Annotated in this window: 25 protein-coding genes; 7 read left to right on the top strand and 18 right to left on the bottom strand. The window is 56.9% G+C overall.

Annotated features, from left to right (window positions below; genetic code table 11):
- Positions 1-81: 81 nt before the first annotated feature.
- The 3 genes from dnaI to MJA45_RS06330 all read right to left on the bottom strand — a co-directional run bounded on the left by dnaI (position 82) and on the right by MJA45_RS06330 (position 3,029).
- Positions 82-1,032, bottom strand: a complete 951-nt coding sequence (gene dnaI, locus MJA45_RS06340) for a primosomal protein DnaI (protein WP_315606424.1) — start codon at positions 1,030-1,032, stop codon at positions 82-84.
- An 89-nt stretch (positions 1,033-1,121) separates the two neighbouring features.
- Positions 1,122-2,588, bottom strand: a complete 1,467-nt coding sequence (locus tag MJA45_RS06335; protein ID WP_315607948.1) for a replication initiation and membrane attachment family protein — start codon at positions 2,586-2,588, stop codon at positions 1,122-1,124.
- Positions 2,589-2,786: 198 nt separating this feature from the next.
- The gene (locus MJA45_RS06330) at positions 2,787-3,029 is read right to left on the bottom strand and encodes a YuiB family protein (protein ID WP_407083146.1); all 243 of its coding nucleotides are present in this window, start codon (positions 3,027-3,029) and stop codon (positions 2,787-2,789) included.
- Positions 3,030-3,377: 348 nt separating this feature from the next.
- On the opposite strand from MJA45_RS06330, the gene hemQ reads away from it, so the two are divergent.
- Positions 3,378-4,124, top strand: a complete 747-nt coding sequence (hemQ, locus tag MJA45_RS06325; protein WP_315606423.1) for a hydrogen peroxide-dependent heme synthase — start codon at positions 3,378-3,380, stop codon at positions 4,122-4,124.
- A 114-nt stretch (positions 4,125-4,238) separates the two neighbouring features.
- Here the strand turns inward: hemQ and MJA45_RS06320 are convergent, their stop codons facing one another.
- The 3 genes from MJA45_RS06320 to MJA45_RS06310 all read right to left on the bottom strand — a co-directional run bounded on the left by MJA45_RS06320 (position 4,239) and on the right by MJA45_RS06310 (position 7,206).
- Positions 4,239-5,636, bottom strand: coding sequence for an MDR family MFS transporter (locus tag MJA45_RS06320; protein ID WP_315606422.1), 1,398 nt, complete (start codon positions 5,634-5,636; stop codon positions 4,239-4,241).
- 91 nt (positions 5,637-5,727) lie between these two features.
- Positions 5,728-5,982 (bottom strand): hypothetical protein, encoded by a 255-nt coding sequence (locus MJA45_RS06315; protein WP_315606421.1) that lies wholly within the window; start codon positions 5,980-5,982, stop codon positions 5,728-5,730.
- A 33-nt stretch (positions 5,983-6,015) separates the two neighbouring features.
- Positions 6,016-7,206 carry an NAD(P)/FAD-dependent oxidoreductase gene (locus MJA45_RS06310; RefSeq protein ID WP_315606420.1) on the bottom strand — a complete coding sequence of 397 codons (1,191 nt, stop codon included), beginning with the start codon at positions 7,204-7,206 and terminating at the stop codon, positions 6,016-6,018.
- 530 nt (positions 7,207-7,736) lie between these two features.
- Between MJA45_RS06310 and MJA45_RS06305 the strand changes: the two genes are divergently transcribed.
- Positions 7,737-8,738 carry an NAD(P)/FAD-dependent oxidoreductase gene (locus MJA45_RS06305; RefSeq protein ID WP_315606419.1) on the top strand — a complete coding sequence of 334 codons (1,002 nt, stop codon included), beginning with the start codon at positions 7,737-7,739 and terminating at the stop codon, positions 8,736-8,738.
- A 97-nt stretch (positions 8,739-8,835) separates the two neighbouring features.
- Positions 8,836-9,093 (top strand): hypothetical protein, encoded by a 258-nt coding sequence (locus MJA45_RS06300; protein WP_315606418.1) that lies wholly within the window; start codon positions 8,836-8,838, stop codon positions 9,091-9,093.
- Here the strand turns inward: MJA45_RS06300 and MJA45_RS06295 are convergent.
- Positions 9,056-9,742 carry a DUF1361 domain-containing protein gene (locus tag MJA45_RS06295; RefSeq protein ID WP_315606417.1) on the bottom strand — a complete coding sequence of 229 codons (687 nt, stop codon included), beginning with the start codon at positions 9,740-9,742 and terminating at the stop codon, positions 9,056-9,058. The genes MJA45_RS06300 and MJA45_RS06295 overlap by 38 nt on opposite strands.
- Before the next feature lie 98 nt (positions 9,743-9,840).
- Here MJA45_RS06295 and MJA45_RS06290 point away from each other — a divergent pair, with 98 nt between their 5' ends.
- Positions 9,841-10,236 carry a YkvA family protein gene (locus MJA45_RS06290; protein WP_315606416.1) on the top strand — a complete coding sequence of 132 codons (396 nt, stop codon included), beginning with the start codon at positions 9,841-9,843 and terminating at the stop codon, positions 10,234-10,236.
- 59 nt (positions 10,237-10,295) lie between these two features.
- On the opposite strand, the gene MJA45_RS06285 is transcribed toward MJA45_RS06290, so the two are convergent.
- The 4 genes from MJA45_RS06285 to MJA45_RS06270 form a co-directional block, all read right to left on the bottom strand.
- Positions 10,296-10,895 carry a class I SAM-dependent methyltransferase gene (locus tag MJA45_RS06285; RefSeq protein ID WP_315606415.1) on the bottom strand — a complete coding sequence of 200 codons (600 nt, stop codon included), beginning with the start codon at positions 10,893-10,895 and terminating at the stop codon, positions 10,296-10,298.
- Positions 10,896-11,067: 172 nt separating this feature from the next.
- The gene (locus MJA45_RS06280; protein WP_315606414.1) at positions 11,068-11,763 is read right to left on the bottom strand and encodes a glycoside hydrolase family 73 protein; all 696 of its coding nucleotides are present in this window, start codon (positions 11,761-11,763) and stop codon (positions 11,068-11,070) included.
- A gap of 152 nt (positions 11,764-11,915) precedes the next feature.
- Positions 11,916-12,278 (bottom strand): HesB/IscA family protein, encoded by a 363-nt coding sequence (locus MJA45_RS06275; RefSeq protein ID WP_315606413.1) that lies wholly within the window; start codon positions 12,276-12,278, stop codon positions 11,916-11,918.
- 99 nt (positions 12,279-12,377) lie between these two features.
- A complete protein-coding gene (locus MJA45_RS06270; protein WP_315606412.1) occupies positions 12,378-12,560 on the bottom strand; it encodes an aspartyl-phosphate phosphatase Spo0E family protein in 183 nt (60 codons plus the stop codon).
- A gap of 332 nt (positions 12,561-12,892) precedes the next feature.
- Between MJA45_RS06270 and mqnE the strand changes: the two genes are divergently transcribed.
- The gene (gene mqnE, locus MJA45_RS06265; protein WP_407083145.1) at positions 12,893-13,963 is read left to right on the top strand and encodes an aminofutalosine synthase MqnE; all 1,071 of its coding nucleotides are present in this window, start codon (positions 12,893-12,895) and stop codon (positions 13,961-13,963) included.
- Positions 13,964-14,068: 105 nt separating this feature from the next.
- On the top strand, positions 14,069-15,133 hold the full coding sequence (locus MJA45_RS06260; RefSeq protein WP_315606410.1) for an NAD(P)/FAD-dependent oxidoreductase: 1,065 nt from the start codon (positions 14,069-14,071) through the stop codon (positions 15,131-15,133).
- A gap of 52 nt (positions 15,134-15,185) precedes the next feature.
- On the opposite strand, the gene MJA45_RS06255 is transcribed toward MJA45_RS06260, so the two are convergent.
- Positions 15,186-15,443 (bottom strand): YuzB family protein, encoded by a 258-nt coding sequence (locus tag MJA45_RS06255; RefSeq protein ID WP_315606409.1) that lies wholly within the window; start codon positions 15,441-15,443, stop codon positions 15,186-15,188.
- A 67-nt stretch (positions 15,444-15,510) separates the two neighbouring features.
- On the opposite strand from MJA45_RS06255, the gene MJA45_RS06250 reads away from it, so the two are divergent.
- Positions 15,511-15,756 carry a NifU family protein gene (locus tag MJA45_RS06250; protein ID WP_315606408.1) on the top strand — a complete coding sequence of 82 codons (246 nt, stop codon included), beginning with the start codon at positions 15,511-15,513 and terminating at the stop codon, positions 15,754-15,756.
- A gap of 107 nt (positions 15,757-15,863) precedes the next feature.
- Here the strand turns inward: MJA45_RS06250 and MJA45_RS06245 are convergent, their stop codons facing one another.
- From MJA45_RS06245 to MJA45_RS06220, 6 genes are all read right to left on the bottom strand, one after another.
- A complete protein-coding gene (locus MJA45_RS06245) occupies positions 15,864-16,646 on the bottom strand; it encodes an SDR family oxidoreductase (RefSeq protein ID WP_315606407.1) in 783 nt (260 codons plus the stop codon).
- Between the two features lie 168 nt (positions 16,647-16,814).
- Positions 16,815-17,519, bottom strand: a complete 705-nt coding sequence (locus MJA45_RS06240) for a Cthe_2314 family HEPN domain-containing protein (RefSeq protein WP_315606406.1) — start codon at positions 17,517-17,519, stop codon at positions 16,815-16,817.
- Positions 17,520-17,534: 15 nt separating this feature from the next.
- On the bottom strand, positions 17,535-18,509 hold the full coding sequence (locus MJA45_RS06235) for a DMT family transporter (RefSeq protein WP_315606405.1): 975 nt from the start codon (positions 18,507-18,509) through the stop codon (positions 17,535-17,537).
- Positions 18,510-18,513: 4 nt separating this feature from the next.
- On the bottom strand, positions 18,514-20,286 hold the full coding sequence (locus MJA45_RS06230) for a UbiD family decarboxylase (RefSeq protein WP_315606404.1): 1,773 nt from the start codon (positions 20,284-20,286) through the stop codon (positions 18,514-18,516).
- A gap of 94 nt (positions 20,287-20,380) precedes the next feature.
- Entirely contained in the window at positions 20,381-21,367 is a 987-nt protein-coding gene (locus MJA45_RS06225; RefSeq protein ID WP_315606403.1) for a COX15/CtaA family protein, read from the bottom strand.
- 197 nt (positions 21,368-21,564) lie between these two features.
- Positions 21,565-21,909, bottom strand: coding sequence for a thioredoxin family protein (locus MJA45_RS06220; RefSeq protein ID WP_315606402.1), 345 nt, complete (start codon positions 21,907-21,909; stop codon positions 21,565-21,567).
- Between the last annotated feature and the right edge of the window lie 12 nt (positions 21,910-21,921).

The raw sequence follows: 21,921 nt of genomic DNA, 5'->3' as shown, positions 1-21,921 counted from the left end.
CCCTCCCCATCGTGTCCATCCAAAAAAAAGGCGCCGGAATAACTCCGATGCCCCTTCTAAGCCCCGATTTCCGGCGCTTCCTTATCTTCCCCGCTTGTTAGCCCCGGTTACCGCAATCACATCCACGAAATGGCGGATTCGGTCCATGATGCGCTGCCCCTTGAACTCCTCTTCCCCGTCCCGGCTCGTGAAGCTGAAATGCTTTTCGAGCCCGTCCAGGTCGTAATTGGAGGTGAAGAAGGTGGGCTTGCGGTTCATCCGGTAGTTGAGGATGGTGCCCAGCACATGATCGCGCAGCCACGGGTTCATGTTCTCCGCCCCGATATCGTCGAAGATAAGCAGGTCCGTGTCCTTCAGCATGTCGATCGTATCCTTCAGCCGGGCCGGCTCGTTGAACATGGCCTTCAGGTCCTCGGAAAAATCCGGCATGTACACGATCGCCCCCGTGTAGCCGGCTTTGGCGAGCTCGTGAAGCATGTAGCACATCAGGAACGTTTTGCCCGTGCCGAAGCTGCCCGACAGATACAGCCCCTTCGCCAGCAGGCCGTTCTCCTTCGTCTCGTCGATGTATTTCATCAGCGCGTTGACGGCCTTGACCCGCTTGCGGTCCATCGTCAGTATTTCATCCGCCGAATACCCCTGCTCCAGGGAACGCTCGTCCACATAGAAGCTGCGGATCCGGCTGCGGATGGCATCCTGTGCCTGCTTGGCCATGAACTTCTTGCAGGACACCTTCTGGTCGTAAATATGGGTAGCCCCGTTGACCGTCTCGGCCGAAAGCAGCGTATAATGCCCCTGCATATCGTTCGGGCAATCCTCTAGCCCCGGGCAGCGGGAGCAGCTGTTGTATTCCTTGATGTATTGATAGACCCGGTTCATGTTCAGCTTCAGCTCCGAATCGGTCACCTGGGGATATTTCATGCGCCATTTGACGACAAGCGGATCCGCCAGCAGCTGCCTGCTCTTCTCCTCCGCCTGCTGCAGACGGGAAGGGTCCAATACCGATTTCAAAATCTCCGACAACGACTCCATTCGTCCGTCTCCTTTCCTTGTGCCCGGTCATCGCCTTCCAGGGAGACATTCCTGCCTTTACTCTCCTCCGTCTTGGCCGGGCCATCCGTCTAGAGCTTGCCGTCCAGCTTCTGGGCGAGTCTTCTCATTTCTTCAAATTCCTCCGCCGACACGGGATCGTCCTCCGTCGTATCCTGCCGTACAATGGGGATGCGGGGCTTCGGCTTCGTCCGGCTCTTGTAGCCGGTTTGGCCCGAAGCTTTGGCGGCCGCCTGCTCCTTGTAGCGGATCTGGGCCCGTATGTACTCGACTGCCGACTCGTACGTCGTAACCTGGTTAGCCAGCATCTCGGCCGCCACGAACTCAATGGAGGCCTTCGACCAAGAACGGCGTTCCGTATGAATGTAATGAATCAGAACGTTGATGACTTCCTCGCTCAGCTTGTAATTCAGGTCGACCTTCTCGAAGATATCGAGGATCCGGTCCGGAATCTGCCCCTGGGAGAAAAATTTCTTAAGCAGCACCGTGTAAGGCTCGTTGCGCAAAATCATGTTGTACTGGTGCACGTCGCACTGATCCTGAAAAAGAGCCGGCACCTCCAGGTAGTAAGCCATCTCCACCGGCTTCTCCTCGGCGGGAACGGTCTCGTCGGAGCGCAGCGGGACTACCTTCTGCAGGTGGCGCTCCACCTGCTCCTCTCTCTTCTTGCCCTGCCGGTAAAACAGGTTCGCCTTGTACTGGAACGCGTCCTTGCGCAGTGTCCCTTCCTCGTCGAAGACGGAATCCTCATCGAGCAGCCGGCACGTTTCCTGCAGGGAGAGATCGTATTTCTTCGCCATGATGTTGATTTCGACGAGCTGGTCCTGGCGGTCGTTCAGCGCCTCCACGAAAGCCCGGTTCCGGGATCCGCGCGGGAAACGCATGATGATATCCGAATAGGTAAAGCCCTTGGTCGTCACATCCAGCTTCGCTTTGGAATCCCGTGTGGAAGCCGTCTGGTGAAGCGCCTGCTCCAGCTCGTAATCGATCACCTGGGTATTCAGGCGGAACAGCTCGTAGAACGGAACCGACAGGTTCTCCGCATTCGAGCCCTCCATCCCGCCAGGCTCCGGTGCCACCAGCTCGTCCTTCAGGGACAGGAGCATGTACTTGCCGACTTTGTCGCGCAGCAGCATGGTGAGGTGCTGGTTTTTGAAAAATTCCCCCGGCGAGAGGGGCTCGTACAGCTGGTATTCATAAATATAATCGTCCGCTGCGGGAAGAAACCGTCTTGTCGTCTGCAGCAGGCCGACCGCTTCGAGCTTCGAGGTCTGTTCGATGAAGAACTTCCGTCCCCGCTCGCCCGGCTCCAGCTCAAGCGACAGGAACAGCGAACGCTGCTGCTCCAGGGCCGAGAAGCCGGCCCGGTCCGCCGCAAGCTGCTGGCAGAGCGTGCTGTACACGCTTATGGCATAAGCGCCGACCATGGGCTGGTAGATTCCGCCTAACATGCGGTAATCGAGGCTGCTTAAGGAAAAATCACGATAAACGCAAAACCGGTGGTTCTCGGTGAAATGAAGCAAATTGGTAATTCTCATCATGCCCAACCCCAATGTTCAATTAAGACTTGTACCCTTCATTGTAACACAGCCCGGCCGTCCGTTGGGAGAGAAAATGCTGGACGGATAAGAAAGGGAGAGGAATCAAACGGACCTCCTCCGGCCAAAAAGAAGAACCTCTCCGCTCCAGGAGAGGTTCCGCGTTCATTCGCTGCTGATGATCTGCCGGATCAGCCGCTAGAACATTTTGAAGCCCTTCAGCCTCAGCATCCGGATCGTATAGCCGCTCACAATGGCGCCGCCCAGCCCGCTGATCATCGGAAGAATATCGGCGATCGAATAGCCGGTCAGGTTGTTCCAGAACGTATCGGAGCCCCAGCTCCAGTAGACGAGCCCGATGACGAAAACCACATAGCCGTAAATGGGAAACCAGGTCGTCTTCATCAGCATATTGATGATAAAGCCGAGCCCGAAGAACATGACGAACGCAAGAATGATCAGAACAACGTTCTGTAAAATATCTACGATCAGATTGCCGCCGGTTGATGCTGCACTCACAGGTCTTCACTCCTATTGCTGTCTTTCGGGGCTGCGAGGGCAATCCATCGGACCGCACGTCGCTTACCGCACACTTCCTTATATTGTAGCGCACGGCCTAAGCGGATGTAAAGGTTTGCCTGCCCGGCAGGGAAGCTCCCGGGTACGACAATTGTGTGACGGCGGAGGAAAGACGATTTGGTGACGGAGGGGGGGCCCGTTTGCCCTTTGGGTCGAAGTTGGCTACAATAAATAGAGCCAAATCACACTGCTTAAGGGGTGTAACCTAACATGAGTGAAGCCGTACAAACGTTGGAGGGCTGGTATGCTCTTCACGATTTCCGCACGATTAACTGGTCTTCCTGGAAATATGTTTCGGATGAAGAAAGAGCCCGCTCGCTGGACGAGCTGAGGTCCTTCCTTGAAGAATGGAAAGCCATCGGCGAAAGCAAGACCGGCAGCACGGTGGTATACAGCATCGTCGGGCAGAAGGCGGACATCGTCTTCATGCATCTGCGCGAAACGCTCGAGGAGCTGAACGAGCTCGAAACCGCCTTTAACAAGACGACCTTCGCCCAGCACACGATTCCGGTCTACTCCTATGTATCCGTCGTGGAGCTGAGCAGCTATATGGCGAAGCCGGGCGTCGATCCTATGCAGGATCCGGAGATTGTGGCCCGCCTGAAGCCCCAGCTTCCCCAAACGAAGCACATCTGCTTCTACCCGATGAACAAGCGCCGCTCCGGCAATGACAACTGGTACATGCTCGGCATGGAAGAGCGCCGGTCCATGATGCGCAGCCACGGAATGATCGGCCGCAGCTACGCCGGACGAGTGAAGCAGATCATTACGGGCTCCGTCGGCCTCGACGATTGGGAATGGGGCGTCACCCTGTTCTCCGACGATGCCCTTACCTTCAAGAAGCTCGTCTATGAGATGCGGTTCGATGAAGTCAGCGCCCGCTACGGAGACTTCGGCGACTTCTATGTCGGCAACCGGCTTGATGCGGAGAAGTTCGAGAACATGCTGCAGGTGTAACGCCTGTCCCATGCTTCACGGGAGTGAGATAAATGGAAAAGGAGAGCCGGGCGGCTCTCCTTTTTTATGTTACTATCCCCCGCTTGCCTGGGAAGCGCGTCAAAGGCGCTTCTTCTACCGGGACGTCTCTTCCTGCCCGCCCGATTGCGCGGACGGGAGCAGGCTGACGGCCAGCAGGTTCACCAAGGCGATTCCCACGAGGAGAAGGAAGACCATATGAATCCCTGTTGCCAGCTGCTCCGGGGCATGGTCCGTCGCATAGCGGTTGAACAACGCCCCGAACACCGCCACCCCCACGGTCTGGCCGAAGGCGTTCATCAGGGAATTGGTGGAGGTGGCCACCCCGCGTCGGGAGGCCGTCACCGAGGTCTGGATCAGAACCATGGCAGGAGTCGTCATGCAGCCCATCCCGAAGCCGATCAGAATCAAGACGCCTGCGAGAAACCAGTAAGGGGACGCCGTGGACACGAAAGCGAGCCACAAGGAGCCTCCCGCTACGAAGGCGGCCCCGGTGACCACAAAGGTTTTCGGGCCGAGCCGGTACATCAGGCGTCCCGACAGGTTGGCCGCGAAGGGCCAAGCGAGGGACATCGGCATCAGCGTGAGACCGGAGCTCGTCGCACTGCGTCCGAGAAGCGTCTGGATCCACATCGGGATATAGATGGACACCCCCGAGACGACGCAGAAGGCCAGAAAAGCCATAACATACAGCAGGGTCATCCGCCGGCTGCGGAACAAGTCCAGGGGCAGCATCGGTTCCGGGGCACGCTTCTCAATCCCTATGAAAGCAAGCAGGAAGACAAGAGCTAGAACCAACAGCCCGATCTCCACACCCGAGCTCCACGAATAGTGGATGCCGCCGCTTAACAGGGCATACAGCAGAGCGGTGATCCCTATGGTGAAGGTCAGCGCCCCGGCGTAGTCAATGCTTTTGGTCTTCTTCTCGAAGGGCTCGTGCAGAGCGCCGACCACCAGCCCGAAGGCGATGATTCCGACGGGAACGTTCATATAGAAAATCCACCGCCACGTGACGACATCGACGAAATACCCGCCGACCAAGGGTCCTAGAAGCGCAGCGACCGACCAGACGGAGGCGAAAACCCCCTGGACCCTTCCTCTCTGCTCCCCCGGGTACAGATCCCCGATAATGGTAAAGGTAACGGGCGTCAGGGCTCCCGCCCCGATCCCTTGAATAGCCCGGAAGATGATCAGCTGGGGCATCGTCTGGGCCGCTCCGCAAAGAATGGAGCCCAGCACAAAGAGAGCCAGGCCCCACACAAAGACGGACTTCCTCCCGAAGAGGTCGGCGAGCTTGCCGAAGATGGGCGTCGTCACGCAGGTGGCCAGCGTATAGATGGTGAAGATCCAACTCACCAGGGCCAGCCCCTTCAGCTCGCCCATGATGTGTGGCATGGCCGTACTCACGACCGTCGTATCCAGCGCCCCCACAAACAAAGCAAACAGCAATCCTACCGTTACCAAGGACCGGTTGGTCCTGCGGGCTTCCTGCATGGCGGCCCCTCCTTTCCTTCGCTTCTATAAGTCTTGCCTTTCCCGGATCAAAATAAAGGGACCGCCTGAGCTGTGTCAGGCAGTCCGCGTATCACTCTTCCTCATCCTCTTCCTGCCGGTTCAAGCCGGCCAGGTAAGCTTCATCCGCCTTGTCCCTCTGACGGCTCTTGTCCTTCAGCCTTTCAATGGCGGGGAGGATTAAGGTATCGATTTCCTTCTGCACGGTATAGACGAGGTCGTACCGGTTCTGGCTTTCCAGAAAATGACCTACATCCATCAGAGCATTATACCGGTCCAGCTCATCCCGGGTCAGCAACCCTCTTACTTGCACGCTGCAGTGTCTCATCGCTTATCCTTTCATCAGAGCCATCTGAAATCTCTAGAAACGGCCCTTCTTAAGCACGAGCGGAATTCCGCCGATAATGTACAGATACCGCATATCGATCAGCTTCTTCATCATCGCAGCGGAATAGCCTTTGATCTTGTACTTGCCGACGATGCCGATGGCCTCTCCCCTGCCGAGGGAAGCGACGGTTCCCTTGTTGGAGAACTTGAACTCCCTCGGGGAGGAGTTACGGATGGCGGCAATCAGGTTGTGCGCGCAAACGTCGGCCTGCTGCATCGCGATCTGGGCGGTCGGCGGATAAGGGCGTCCCTGGTCGTTCAGGACGATCGAGCAGTCCCCGATCACATAAATGTTCTCGTATTCCTTCGTCCGCAGGAACGAGTCCACGACCACGCGTCCGCGTGACGTTTCGAGCCCGGCTTCCTCGAGCATGCGGTTGCCGCGGATTCCGCCGGTCCAGATGACCGTAGCGGCCTTGATGACTTCACCTGTGGCCAGAATAACGCCGTCCGGCGTGCATTCCTTAATGGCCGTGGCTATTTTGAACGTGACACCCTTGTCCTTGAGAACGCCCATCGCGTATTCGACGAGCTCCGGGTCGAATCCGGGCAGGGCGGTAGGCGCCGCCTCCACGTTAATGATCTGAACGAGCTCGGGATTCACGTCAAACTCCCGGCACAGCCTCGGAATGCGGTCGGCCAGCTCGCCCAGGAATTCGATGCCCGTAAACCCGGCGCCGCCTACGACGAAGGTCAGGTAATCCTTGCGGGTCGGTTCTTTCTTGAACCGGGCGAACTGGTATTCGATGTGTTCGCGGATGAAGCGAACGCTGTTGATGCTGCGAATGTTGAGCGAATACTCGAGAAGGCCCGGAATGCCGAACGTTTCAGGCTCTCCTCCCAGTCCGATCACCAGATAATCATAGGAGAGGGTGCTGTCCTCCAGAATGATTTTCTTCTCCTGGGGCTTGATTTGGAGCACCGTCGATTTGACGAAATCCACCTTGAACTCATCGATCAGCTTGGAAATTTCCACGCGGGCGTTCTCGGGATTGTCCGTCCCCGCCGCAGGCATATGAAGATGGGTGGTTATATAATGATAATCGTGTTTATTGACCAATGTAACGTCCGCTTCATTATAGTTCAGCTGTTTCTGCAGGCGGATGGCGGTCACTATCCCTCCGTACCCCGCTCCCAGGATGACTATTCTAGGTATTCGGCTCATCTCGTATCCCTTCCATCGCATAATGTATGATATCTCTATTTACCCGTTGGCCGTTAGCTTCAAATCGCCATTGATTTTTATGGTTTACGCCTATCGGCTGATCCGGAACGGCACTCGAACGGCAGGTTCCGGATTATGCGGATCCGTTCCGCCGTACAGGAGAAAGTAGGCAGACTACTCCCCTATTTTCATTAATCATATGAAATAATAAACGTTACCCCTGGAAATAGCAAGCGCTAAATTGCCCGGTTTTCCCTATTTGTTACAGGTGGCCGGGACAGGGCCGGGACGTTCACCGGAAAACAGCCTTTTACTTCCATTTAAGAAGAATAGACGTTTAGGGCCCCTTATCCCCGGATAACTCCGAATGATCGCAGATGGACCTGGTAACGCCGCCTGGCTACTGCTGGAAGCGAATAAGACATCCTTGGACAACCCATCAGAGAGTTTTATACCCCTAGGGTTTCTTTTTGGTTTATCGTTTGTATATAATGGGTAGGATTGGAACTAGCTGCGGAGGTGTCAAGAAAGTGTCTGAACTAACCAACCAAGAAGAAATTGTCGATATTCTGATTATCGGGGGAGGCCCGGCCGGCATGTTCGCCGCGTTCTATGCGGGAATGCGCCAGGCATCCGCCAAAATCATCGAAAGCATGCCCCAGCTCGGCGGACAGCTTTCGGCCTTATATCCGGAGAAATACATCTATGATGTAGCCGGCTTCCCGAAGGTGCGCGCTCAAGAGCTTGTCGATAATCTGAACGAGCAGATGAAGCATTTCCCTATCGAGGTGTGCCTCGAAGAGAAGGTCACTCAGGTCGTCAAGAAGGAAGAGCGTCTCTTCCAGATCACGACGGACAAAAAGGTGCATTACAGCCGCGCCATCATCATTACGGCCGGGGTAGGCGCCTTCGAACCGAGAAAGCTCGAGCTTCCCGAGGCTGCCCGCTTCGAGAAGAAGAACCTTCATTATTTCGTCAACGACCTGAACGCCTTCCAGAACCAGAAGGTGCTCATCAGCGGCGGCGGCGATTCCGCTGTGGACTGGGCGCTCATGCTCGAGCCGATTGCCGAAGAGGTCACGCTTATTCACCGCCGGGACAAATTCCGGGCTCATGAGCACAGTGTCGAGAATCTCATGAACTCGAAGGTCAAGGTCGTCACGCCTACGGAAATTACGGCGCTGCATGGAGACGAGAAGATTGAGCAGGTCACCCTCAAGCACGTCAAGACGGGCGAAGAAACCGTTCATGATGTGGATGCCGTTATTGTCAACTTCGGGTTCATCTCTTCCCTCGGCCCGATTGCCGAATGGGGCTTCGAGATCGATAACGGCTCCATCGTCGTCGACTCCCGGATGGAAACGGACATTCCCGGCGTTTTCGCCGCCGGCGATATTACGACTTACCCCGGCAAGCTGAAGCTGATCGCCGTAGGCTTCGGGGAAGCGCCGACCGCCATCAACAACGCGAAGGTTTATATCGATCCGACGGCCAAGCTGTCCCCCGGCCACAGCAGCAACATGAAGAGATAAAAGGACCGGCACCGGCCGCGGCCGAGCTTAGCCTGCCACATATTCCTATCCGCCAAGGGTATCCTACCTGTAGATCATTCCGACAGGAGGGATACCCTTGTCTTATGCCTGCCCCGTGTGCAACGGCTTTGAATCCGTGGATGCGCTCTGCCCATCCTGCTCTGCTTCCGCCCTTGACCAGGGGAAGATCCATGACTTCTTCGGCCCTTACTCCCCTTACCGCCCTACCGACGAGATGGCGTTGACGAACGGCTTCCGGGATGCGGCCTGGCACCAGTGTGTCCACGTCTTCTGGTGCCCTTCCTGCGGCGAAACCTTTAACCGGATGATCGAGGAGTGGCGGGTTTCCCGATAAGAACGTAAGTAACGGCGTACGTCGTTCCCGTAACCAGAGTGAACAGGGAAACGAAGAAAACGGGGTCATCCGTTCCGATCCGGCTCAAGTCGCCCAAGAGCTTCCCGGGATCGAGCAGCGCATCCCAGCTGTTCCAGCGAAGGAACCGGCCCACGTACACCCCGATTCCGCCCAGCAGCAGACCAAGGACGGCAAATCCCCAGCCGGTAACCGCTCCCTTCGCCCGGCAGACCAGATCTTGAAGAAGATAGAGGGAAAAATGCCCCAGCATGAGACCATTCCACGCGCAAAGCGTAAGAAGGAGTAGGTCGAACCAGGCGGAGGTGCCGTCCTTCCAATAGGTGAAATGGATAAAATCCGTGATCACATAAGAGGCGTTGGGATAGAACAGAAGCCATAGAAGAGCGAGTGGAATCGTCAGGCCCCTGCTGGCAGCCCCCTTCCAGGACAACCGGACATGCCGAAGCCCTATGGCAAAGAGGAATGGCAACCAGGCAAGAAAGAGGTTCCACGTGAGAAAGGCATAGAACCGGTTTCCGGAGGTCTCGACCCGGTACAGGATTAAACAGTAAGCGCACAGCGTCATGACCGCCGATACGATCAACCATCTCCAGACAGGCTCTTCCGCCCCCCGGCTTTCGTTTTCCAAACGCTTCCGCCTCCAATCGATGGGTTGTCGTGTTTCTACTTTAAGTAGGACGTTTAAAAAAGAGTAAGGTTTCATGTTACAGAAAGGAAGTGCCGATCATGTCCAAAGAACCGTTATTACCGGCGGAGCCTGTCCGGGTGGATCATCAGCTTACCCGGTATGAGCATCAAACGGATGAGGAGTATGTAAACGCCAATTTCTGGGCCAAGATGAAGAAGAGCGCCTCCAAAATCCCGTTTATGCTTGATGCGGTGGCCATGTTCTATGCGGCGACCGATCCCAAAACGCCGAAGTGGGCGAAAGCCGTCGCGTTCGGTGGCCTGGCTTACTTCATCCTTCCCATCGATGTCATTCCTGACTTCCTGCTTATTGCCGGATGGACCGATGATGCGGCGATTCTGGCGGCCACCCTCAAGACACTGGCCTCCCGCGTAACCGACGAGCACCGGCAGAAAGCCCGGGAATGGGCGGACGGGGAGAAACATCGCTATTAAATGCGCCCATCTAAATCAAACAGCTCCCGGCCGATCCGGGAGCTGTTTTCATTTCCTTATTATTCGTTCCGGCTCCGCCGCAAAATCAAGGATTGGAAATGCGGGGTTCCTTCACCAAGAGACACCGTGCGGAATTCTTCCACCTCGAATACTTTCTTCACGACAGCGGTCAGGTCATCATCCGGGTACATGGAGAAGTATCGTTTGAGCTCGTACGTATCCTTCTCCCAAACCCCATCCGAATCCACCCCGCCGTACACCCCCATGAAGAACAGCCCTCCCGGGACGAGGATCCGGCGGATTTCCGCCAGAACGTCCGGCAGATCTTTTTTGGGAACGTGCAGCAGGCAGTTTAGGGCATAGACGGCCTCGAAGGCTTCCTCCGCAAAGTCGAGCCGATAGAAATCCATGACACGGGCGTCCAGCCCCTTCTCCCGGCAGAGGGCCACCATTTCTTCCGACAGGTCCGCAGAGGTAACCTGAAGCCCGGCTTCCTGGAAAAACAGGCTGTCCCGGCCGGTTCCCGCCCCGATCTCCAGCAGCCTGCCCCGCTTCTCCTCCTGCAGTTTACTTAAATAGCGGCTGCGCTCGACAATCTTCCATTCCTGAAGCTCCGACCGGTCCCGTTCCCGCGCCATTCGGTTGTAGGCTTCTCTCAACGGTTCTTTATATAAGGAAATGACCGCTCTCTCCCTTCGAGTTTTGCGTCATTATACCCGGATCTTGGTCCATCGGCAAGCAGGAAAAAAGGGCCGCCGCGGCTAAAGGGCTCCCCTGTGAAAACGGGTTGCGTCCCGTTCTGGCCGGTAGGTCAGGTGCAGGTCAGCCTGGTCAGCCTGCCTGTCCCTTCGCGTCAAACAGCCCAAGGCGGTGAAGAATCGTCACGAAACGGTAGAAGTCGTAGCTTCCCCCCGTGGTGGTGTCCAGAATTCCGGCCGCCGCGGCTGCCTGAACGGCCTCCTGCGCCCAAACCGGAATCTCCGTCATGGCCTTCTGCTCCCGCAGAGCGCGGACCTCCTCCTGCAGCAAGCGAATTTGCTCCATCAGCTGCTCCAGCATGTCATCCACCTCCTTGTCGTACCGGGTCAAGGCATACTGCTCCGTCAGTTGGTCCAGCTTCTTGGCATAATCCGGATCTGTCGCATACCCGCCGGCCAGCAAAGCCTTGATCTGCTCTCCCGGCGTCTTGGCTTCTCTTACTCTCCGGTAACGCTCCAGATCAAAGAGCAGGTCCTGATCGCGGAAGCTGTCCTCCACCGAATCGTAAGCCCGGAAATCCGCCCGTACCCGCGTCTCCCCCCCGTCATAGACCTCCCAGGTCGACTTGTTGACGCTCCGCCCCTTCCAGTAAGGGGTCAGCACGCCGCTTCCGACTTTATAGCCGACGAGGTTGTTCCAGGCCGGAATAACGCCTCCCGTCTCTAGGATGGCTTGGGCTATCCGTACCGACGGAAACAGCGGAGAGCCTTCCAGCCTCAGTTTGACGGCAGCAGGAGCAATGGCTGCAATAAATTCTTCTCTTGTCACGGCCGGTCCCCTCTCCCTTAATTAATCTTAGAGTTAATTTATTCCGCCGGTCCTTCTTTGGCTTGGGACCCCGCCTGTACAAAAAAACCTTCCGTTCTGTACCTGCATACAGTCCGGAAGGTTCGTTCCCGCGCCAGGGGGCGCTTAAGCTCTTAATCGTCGCATTTCTCCGCCAGCTGTTCTTCCTCCGGCTTCGTCCGGAAGGAGCTTCCGCAGCCGCAGGTGGCGATAGCGTTAGGATTGTGAATCGTGAACCCTCCGCTCATGCCTTCGTTCTTGAAGTCGATCTCGACACCGTTCAAGTATTTCTTGCTCTCCTCGTCCACCACTACCTTCAAGCCGTTCAGCTTCAGCTCTTCGTCGGTCTCCTTCTGCTCGTCATCGAAGCCCATGCCGTAGGAGAAGCCGCTGCAGCCGCCCGCCTTCACGCCGACGCGGAGGAACAGGTTCGGAGCTTCTTCCGCCGCGAGCATTTTCTTGATCTGCTCGACAGCCGATTCCGTTATGTTAATCATGAGATGACCTCCCATCCTAATTGCCATATGGCGGAACCTTGTTGGTTCCTTCTATAAAAGTATACTCCGTTCTGCCCTGCTTCTCAAGGGCACAGGAGGTTAGACGCGCTGCTCCACCCGGTTCATCCGATAAAATTCCAACAGGAGCTCGTCCAGATTCTCGCTGCACTTGACCACATCCGGATGAAGAAAACCAAGCTCGTTGGTCAGATGGACCATCTTCTGCCGGGCCAATTCAATCTCCGAGTTAATCCTCTGGTTTCTTTCCATTAGAAGTGTCATTGCTTAAACACCTTGCCTTTGAAAATAATCATTGGAGCTTATACAACCATTATACGAAAACCGGAGAAAAAAGGAAACGGAAAACCGCCAAAAAGTTCCATAAGCTGTCAATGAAATCCTCATGATTCCACAGTGCGCACGTATTGCCCCCTCCACCGCCTAGGTTTATAATAAGAGGGTTGATTGCAACAAGTTTCACATGGACGGCGAAGACGACAGGACTGGCCGCGTTCCGGCAGGCAGCAGGCTATGCTTAACGCGAGGATCGTTAATTATTAAGGTAGCGGGGAGTGAATGGAGTGGGAATTGTTATACCTACACCCGATAAACGAATGCAGGAGATTGCCACCAAGGTGGAGCACGGTGAACGGCTCACGTTAGAGGACGGGCTTTTTCTTTATCAATCTGACGATTTATTGTCCATTGGTCAAATGGCCGACAAGGCGAACCAGCGGCTGAACGGCAAGAAGGTTTATTTTATCGAGAACATGAGCCTGTATTTCACCAACGTTTGCGAAGCCCACTGCGCGTTCTGCCATTTCCGCAGGGATGAGGGGGAGGAAGGGGCTTATACCCTGACGCCCGAGCAGATGTTCGAATTCATTGACAAGCATCAGCAGGAAGGGATGCGGGAATTCCACATTACCGGCGGGCATAACCCTCATGTTCCCTTTGATTATTATGTAGGGTATGTAAAAGCTTTGAAGGAGCGCTACCCGCACGTCACGATCAAAGCCCACACCGCCGCGGAGATCGAGTTCTTCTCGCGCATCAGCGGCCTGAGCTACAAGGACGTGCTGCAGACGCTTCTGGATGCCGGGCTTGGAACGCTGACCGGGGGCGGCGCCGAGATCCTTACCGAACGGTACCGGGAGAAGATGGGCGTAGGCAAGGCGACCTCCGACCAATGGCTCGAGGTCCAGCGGACGGCCCATGGCCTCGGCATGAAGACGCATGCCACGATGCTGTACGGGTCCATCGAGACGCTGGAGGAACGGCTTATCCATATGATCCGTCTCCGCGAGCTGCAGGACGAAACCGGAGGCTTCCTAGTCTTCATCCCGAATGCGGTGCAGCCGGCGAGCGTGAACGCCGGGATCAAGCGCCGGGTGGCAGCCTTCGACGATCTGAAGACGATTGCCATCTCCCGCCTTATGGTGGACAACATCCAGCATATTAAGGCGTACTTCATTAATCTGGGTACCCAACTTACGCAGATCGCCCTTTCCTTCGGCGCCTCGGACGCCCACGGCACCATCGTCAAGGAGAAGATCAGCCATGCGGCCGGAGCTTTGTCTCCCGAAGGGCTGACCAAGGAAGAGCTGGTGTGGCTGATCAAGGGAGCCGGACGGATTCCGGTCGAACGGGATACCTTTTATAACGAAATCAAGGTGTACGAATAGCTTGGCGAACGACAATAATGGGTATATTATTTGTAATTCGAGCCTTTCGGGAATACACCCCTTAGAAACGACGTCTGAATCATAATGTAGAGAGGGGTTTCATTCATGAGGAATTTGGTTGTATTGGGTGGAGGATACGGCGGCTTGACCATCGTTAATGAGCTGCTGGAGAAGGAGTGGCCGAGCGACATCGAGGTCACCCTGATCGATCGTATGCCCTACCAGGGATTAAAGACGGAATATTACGCACTCGCCTCGGGAACGGTATCGGATGTGGACATTCGGGTCGAATTCCCGACGGATCCGCGCATTACGAAAACCTACGGGGAAGTATCCGAGGTGGATTTGAACAAGAAGCTGGTTTATTTGCAGGGTCAGGACCCGATCAGCTATGACTGGCTGGTCGTCGCCTTGGGCTGCGTGGACAAGTTCCATGGCATTCCCGGAGCCCAGGAATTCGCGCATGGCATTCAGACGCTGTCGCAAACCCGGATGACGTACACCCGGGTAAATGACGTTATGCCGTACGGACAGGTGACGATTGTCGGGGGAGGACTGAGCGGCGTGGAGATGGCCGCCGAGCTTCGCGAAGGCCGGCCGGATCTCAATATCCGTATCCTGGACCGCGGGGCCAGCATCCTTTCCTCTTTTCCGGAGAAGCTGCAGGTGTTCGTTAGGGAATGGTTCATTAAGCACGACGTGGAAATGATGTCCCACGTTTCGCTGTCCCGTGTAGAGCCGGGCATTCTGCACAACCAGAACGAGCTCATCTACACGGATGAGACGATCTGGACCGCCGGCATCCAGCCGAGCCCGGTCGTGCAGAAGCTCGACGTGCCGAAGGACATGACGGGCCGCGTGCTGCTGAACGAGTACCACCAAGTGCCGCTCCATCCTGAGGTGTACGTAGTAGGCGACTGCGCGAGCCTAACCTTCTCCCCGAGTGCCCAGGCCGCAGAGGCCCAGGGCAAACAAGTCGTGGAAGTGCTTCGCGCCCTGTGGAAGGACGAAACGCCGCACCTTGGCACCATCAAGCTGAAGGGCGTACTCGGCTCGCTCGGGAAGAAATCCGGCTTCGGCCTCATGGGCAAGAAGACGGTTATGCTCGGCAAAGTCCCCCGGGCTCTCAAGAGCGGGGTTCTCTGGATGTCGAAGCGTCACTTCGGTTAACCGACCGGACGCGGGACGAAAAGCGGTTTGACCGGGGGACGACCCGCCCGGCTTACAGGTTGTCGAACAGCTTGTCCAGCTCTTCGAGCTCCTTAAGCTTGCGGCCGATCTCCTTCTCCAGCTCATCCACCGTCGCAGCGGCAACCACTTCGCCGTTTACGAGCGCGTAGGGCTCGGCGTAGCATTGCCCGCAGTTGCCCAGGCAGCCGTATTCCAGGACATCATAGTCCGGGTTCTGCTCCAGCTTCTTCATGAGCCGATCGGTGCCGTGATGCATATTATTGGTGCAGAATTCAATGATGGGTCTCATGCCGGGTTCACCTATTTTCATTTTGTCGTTATTGTACTATAATAAAGTAAGAAAGGAGTTGGAGCAAATGAGCGAAAACGCACAAGATACCATGTACGATGAAGTGCTGGAGGTTCTCGATAAGCTTCGCCCGTTTCTGCAGCGCGACGGCGGCGACGTAGAGCTGGTTGACGTGGAGGACGGAATTGTGAAACTGAAGCTGATGGGTGCCTGCGGAAGCTGCCCAAGCTCGACCATCACCTTGAAGGCCGGGATCGAACGCGCTCTTCTGGAAGAAGTGGAAGGCGTTCAAGAGGTCATGCAGGTATTCTAATTCCGTTAACCGATTCCCGTTAAGCTTTCTTTAACGGATATACAGAAAGCCCTGAGCGACTCGACTCAGGGCTTTCTTGCGTGTTCCGGGTGAACCCGGATAGCTGGCTAAAGCTTGACGCCTCCCTTAAGAGAACGGATGGGATCGAGCCCGCCCGAGACGTCGATGATATTGCCGGTAAGGAAATCCGATTCGGGCATGCAGAGGAAGGCGATGACCCTGGCGATGTCTTCTCCTGATCCGGGTCTGCCGCGCGGGGATTCCTCGTCCGCCAAATGCTCCACCTCGCGGATCAGCTTCTCCTTGTTCTCCCCGCGGATATCCCCGGGGCAGATCATGTTGACCGTAATGCCGCTGGAGGCTTCCTCGACGGACAGCGTCTTGGTGAAGGAAACGAGCCCCACCTTCGCCGCGGCATAGACAGCCCGGTGAGGCCAGCCGGGGGCCTCCGCCGCATGACCGAAGCCAAAATGAAAGATGCGTCCCCACCGGTTCCGGCGCATAAGCGGAAGAACCAAATGATCGAGCGCGATGACCCCGGTCAGGTTCCCGCCCAGCAGATAGGAGATTTCCTCTTCCGTGTAGTCCGCGAACAAGCGGCGCTCCCGGATGAAAGGCCCCGCATTGTTAACCAGGATGTCGACGGCTCCGAGCTGCCTCTCCGCTTCTTTCACAAGAAACCGGATGTCCTCCGTACGGGTCACATCCGCCTGAATGGCGGTACAGCGTACCCCCATCCCCCGAATCTCCTCACAAAGCCGTTCCGCCTCTTCCCTGCTGCGGACATAGTTCAACACAATGTCGCAGCCTTGCCCGGCCAAAGCAAGAGCCGTCCGTTTGCCCAATCCCTTGGCACTGCCCGTTATCAGAGCCACCTTGCGTCTTTCCATCCTCGCCCTCCCGCTACCTCTTTCTCTCTATTCAGTATAGAGGAAAAGCGCCGGAAGTCCAAACCCGGTGAGCCCCCGCTGAAAAAGATTCGCGAAAAAAGAGCCTGCCTAGGTTAGGCAAGCTCCGCTTTTCCTTCCGGCCGGGACTGGAATCCATCCGCTTCCGGCTCAACCCTTCTGGCTCGAGGCAAGCGATTCAAAAACGGTGCTGACCGTCAGGCAGACCATTTCGAAGCCCTGCTCCATGTCCTTCAGGTTATCTTGAATGTTCTCCACCGGAGACTGGGCCTCCGGCGACTCCTTGGCGTTCCATACATCGTCCACGAGCTCCTCGTTCATGGCGTGAATTTCCGTGTTCCGCTGCTGCCGCAGGCGGTTCAGCGGCCCTTTGCAGCTGTTCTTAAGATCGAACAGCTTCTGCTCCAGCTCGGACGCAATTTCCCTCTCGTGCATTTGCCGCAGCACCGTAAAGTACGAAAAACGCGGCATAACCTTACCGGTTTCGAGCTTCAGCAGGTCATCGAGAAAGGAGCCCATCTTGTCCAGAATGGAGAACAGCCGAATGAGGGCGTTTTTGTAGAAATAGACATGCCGGTGATAGTTGTCGAGCTCTTCCTCTTCCATCTCCTCGATAAATTCGTGGGAGACGAGCTCGCTGTATTTGCGGCTGCAGTACAGGCTTTGCTCCAGCTCGTCGAGGGAACGGGTGAAGCCTTTTGCCCACACCTGGAGGCAGCGGAGCCGCGAATCGGCTTCCCCGCTCCGGTTCTCGATCTTCTCCAGCACTTGCTCATACCGCTTCAGTGAAGCGTTGGCATCGGCCAGCACGCCGCTGTCTTGGCGTCTTTCTTCGTTGAAATAAATTCGGAACATAAGCCTCCCCCTCCTTTATGCTTGATTGGATTTCCCCGCAGCCGCCGGCATAATGGGCTTGGGAGGCCGCTTCATGGCCTGCATCCGGTCCCGCTGAACCAGATACATGGCAACGAGAACGCCCGCCCCTCCGAGCACCTGGTTCCAGGAAATGCTCTCTCCGAGAAGGTAAATACCGGCGATGGCGGACGTGACCGGCAGAAAGTACCCGTACACAGAGGATTTGAACGGTCCGAGCTTCCCCAGGCTCCAGTTGTGAACCGAGAAGCCCACCAGGGTGGCGAGAAACGCCGTGTACAGCAGGCTGTACCACCCGGCAGCCGGCATGGCGGCCAAATAGCCGGGCGTGACCTTCCAGAGAACAACCGGAAGCAGGGAAACGGCGCCCGCGGTCATTTCCAACGTGATGAGCAAAGTCAGCGGGTAACGATTAACGAGCCGGTTCATCCCGATGAGATAAAGCGCCCCGAGGAAGCTCCGGAAAAGAAGGAGGACATCCCCTCTCAGGGTGTCCGGTCCGAGATGAAAGCCCTCGTTTCCTCCGGTCACAATCACAATGACCCCCGCAATGGCGAGAGGAAGCCCGAGAAGGATGCGCCACGTCAGGCGCAGCTCCCGCATCAAGAGAGCGAGAATAACCGTCACCACCGGCATAAAGCCTCTTCCGAGCACCGCCCCGTTCGCGGCGTTCGAATACTGCAGGGCGTAGGACAGAAAGGCCTCCATCCCGACAGCCGACACGGCTCCGAGCAGAAGAATCCGCCCCAGGTCTCCCTTTTTCATGCTCAGGCGGATGCGTCCTTTGCGGAATCCATAATACGTATATACCCACAAAAAAGGCAGAATGATCAAATAACGGAGGCCGTTGAAGACAAAAGAGTCCCAGGCCGCTCCTCCAATCTTCATGGAGGAGATGTTGATGCCCCACAGCAGGTAGACAAGTACGAACCCCAGATGGGGAAGCATGCCCCGCAAGGCGTTTGGCTTCATCCTTCTATACCCGGCTTCCCGCAAAATACTCGCTCCAGCGGCCGTCCACCAGCTTGACGATGTCCTCACGCGGGAACAGCTCGTCCGGATATCCCGGCTTCATCCGGGCATCGATCACGAGCGGAAGCTCGTAAGCGATATGATGCCGGTTGAGGCTCGAACGGGCGTAAATATCCGCGGCCGGATTGAAACGCGTGAAGACGGTCCAGAGGAACGGCGTCTGTCCGCGGGCGATCGCCGTGTCGTCCGCCAGAATGACGAGAGGCCAGGAGGACAGCCGGTCGCCCGCCTCTTTTACGAGCCGTTCGGCGAGCTGGGGATCCTCCTCATAGGATGCCCCCGAAACGACGAGACAGCCCCGGCAGTACACTTCCGCTGCCCGGATGCCCGGCAGCTCCCCTCCCTCGTAGGCGGAAGGCAGCGTGCGGACCGGTTCCCCTACGCCGAGCAGGACGGCCTTGCTGCCGTGGTTAAGCTGATGACCGGTATAATCCAGTGTATCGTGAGAGGTATAGTTGAACAGGAACAGATCCTGCCTCGGGTCGAAGCGCTCCAGCACCGTTTCGAGCAGCTGCGGGAAATTTGACAGATCCACCGGCCGGTCGGTGAGGATCAGGAACTTGGTCAGCGTGAGCTGCCCCTCCCCCAGGATGCGGAAGGCCGAGCCGATCGCTTCCCGCTTGTAGCTCTCCCGGACGACCGCCGCGGCGAGGGGGTGAAAGCCCGTCTCGGCGTAGGTCCACAGCTCCTTGACCCCCGGCATGACAACGGGAAAAGCGGGCGACATCAGCCGCTGCAGGAATTCTCCCATGTAGTAATCCTCCTGGCGCGGCTTGCCCACAATCGTTGCCGGATAAATGGCATCCTTGCGGTGGTACACGCGGCTCACCTGAAAGACGGGAAAGTCGTGAGTAAGGGAGTAATAGCCGTAATGATCTCCAAAGGGCCCTTCCGGCCGCCTCACATGAGGCGGCACTTCCCCGCAAATGGCGAATTCCGCCTCAGCGACGAGCCGGTGGCCTCCCTGCGGGTTCCGGGTTACGGGCAGCTTGCCGCCGAGGATGAAGGAGGTCATTAAGAGCTCCGGAAGATGCTCTGGCAGCGGAGCGATAGCGGAGGCAATCAGGGCGGGAGGCCCTCCGAGGAAGACGGTCACCGGCAGAGCCTGGTTCCGCTTCTCGGCTTCGTGGTAATGAAAGCCCCCGCCTTTGTGGATCTGCCAGTGCATCCCCGTTGTGTGGCCGTCATACACCTGCATGCGGTACATGCCTAGGTTGTGCTCCCCGTTGTCCGGGTGCTCCGTGTACACGAGAGGCAGGGTAACAAAGGGACCCCCGTCCTCCTGCCACGACGTAATCACCGGCAGCTTCGCCATGGGAGCCTCCGTGTCGCATACCTGCAGAACCGGCGCTTCCTCCGGCGAAACGTTCTTCGTTCCCACCTTCATCAGGTTCCACAGAAGGTCCTTCTCGTTCCACAGCGCTTTCGGGGTGGGCGGGACAAGCGTATCCTTCGCCGCCAGCACCCGCTTCATGAACTGCTCGGGCCGCGGCCCGAAAGCGAGGTCCACACGGCGGCTCGTGCCGAACAGGTTGGTCGCCACGGGAAAAGCGCTTCCTTTTACATTCGTGAATAACAGGGCCGGCCCTTCTTCGTCGATGACGCGGCGGTGAATCTCGGCGATTTCGAGGTTGGGGTCGACTGGAGCGGAAATGATATGCAGTTGGTTCTCCCGACGGAGAACCTCAAGAAATTGGCGCAGATTGCTATGTACCATCGGTATATCCCTCTTCTTCCCATGATAAGGTAGGCAGACCCGATAAAACAGGTTTCGCTCCCCTGCCGGATAAGCAAGGGAGCGAGGGTCTTCGTTATAGAGCGGCGGCTGTCTTCTGGGGCCCCGTGACCCACAGCGCGCACAGGTAGCTTAACGTGGAGAACAGGGCGGCGATAATCACGGTGTGCAGCAGACTGGCGAACAGATAGCTGTCTGTTCCCAGGGCAAAGGTAACGAGTGCCCCGCTGAACACCTGAATGACCACCAGCTGAAAGGCCACCCGCCCCGCCTTCGCCATATCCGGGCGATCCGTCTCCCGGTTAAGGCGGTACATCAAGTAAGCGATGAGGACGAACAGCAGGACGGCTCCAAGCCGGTGAATGAACATGATGCCGGTGGCTCCCGTCAGGCTCGGCACGACCTCCCCCGCGCACAGCGGCCAATCGCGTCCGCAGCCGCCGGAGGAGTCGGTATGGCGGACATAAGCCCCGAGATAGACGACCACATACGTGTAGGCCGCCGTCACCCACAGGAGGATGCTTGTCCCCATGCTCAGGCCTCCCGGCCGGCTTCCTCCCCCTTCCGCTATTGGAAGGCTGGGCTTCGGCTTGCGGGCAGGCCTTGACACCTTCGGAGGATTCATCCCCGAATCAGGCAACCGCCGAAGGGCCATCACGAGCAGGAAAGTGCTTGCGAAAGCTAGGAGCGAGAAGCCGAAATGAAGCGCCAGCACGGAAGAGGATTGGGGCCAGATGACGGCCAGAGCTCCCATGGCGGCCTGAATGACCGTAAAAAAGAGTGAGGAAGCCGCATAGAAGCGGGCATCCTTGCGCTTGGTATAAAGATAAACACCGACGGTGGCCCCGAGAACGAGCAGGCCCTCGATTCCCGTGACGAACCGGTGGGAGTATTCGATCATTGATTCGACGGTATAGGCCGGGATGAACTTTCCGTTGCACAGCGGCCAATCGTCACCGCAGCCGCGTCCCGATTCGGTCTTCGTCACGAGCGTCCCCATCAGGAGCACGAGAAACATCCCGATGCAGCTGGCTAATGCGAGTTTGCGCAGCATATATTTCATTAGAATCCCTTCTTCTGTCTTGTGGTTTACCGCTTGTGAAAATTCTTACACAAGACTCATTATAGCCATTCTCCCGGGCTAAAGCTATTGATGAATTGTGAACAAAGCACCTGATGTCACCGAAAAAAAAAGACCAGGAGCATCCCCCCGGCCCAAAAAAGAAAACCGCCCGCCCGATACGGGCAAGCGGCATACGGTCAGGAGCGCATCGCGGAGGCAACCTCCAGCGACCGGTCGAGGAACTGCTCGATTTCCTCGCGGGTTTTGCGGAGTTTGCTGACGAAGCGGGTCAGCTCCTTGCCTTCGCTGAAGACGATAAAGCTCGGGATGCCCAAAATGTTAAGCTCGCTGCACAGGTCGGGCAAGTCGTCACGGTCCACTTGAAGGAAGGATAGCCGGTCCCCGTACTCTTCGATCAGGGAAGGCATAAACGGCTCGATGTAATGGCAGTCCTTGCACCAGGTGGTTTTGAACACGGCTACGGTCGGTTTCACGGCCGCGGTAAGGTCTCTGAACTGCTGCTCGGTTTTCACTTGTTCCATGGTAATCCCTCC

It is taken from the genome of Paenibacillus aurantius (genome assembly GCF_032268605.1).
Lineage (GTDB): Bacteria > Bacillota > Bacilli > Paenibacillales > NBRC-103111 > Paenibacillus_AO > Paenibacillus_AO aurantius.
Note: the sequence above shows the minus strand (reverse complement) of the source record. Positions and strands in the feature narration are given on the sequence as shown.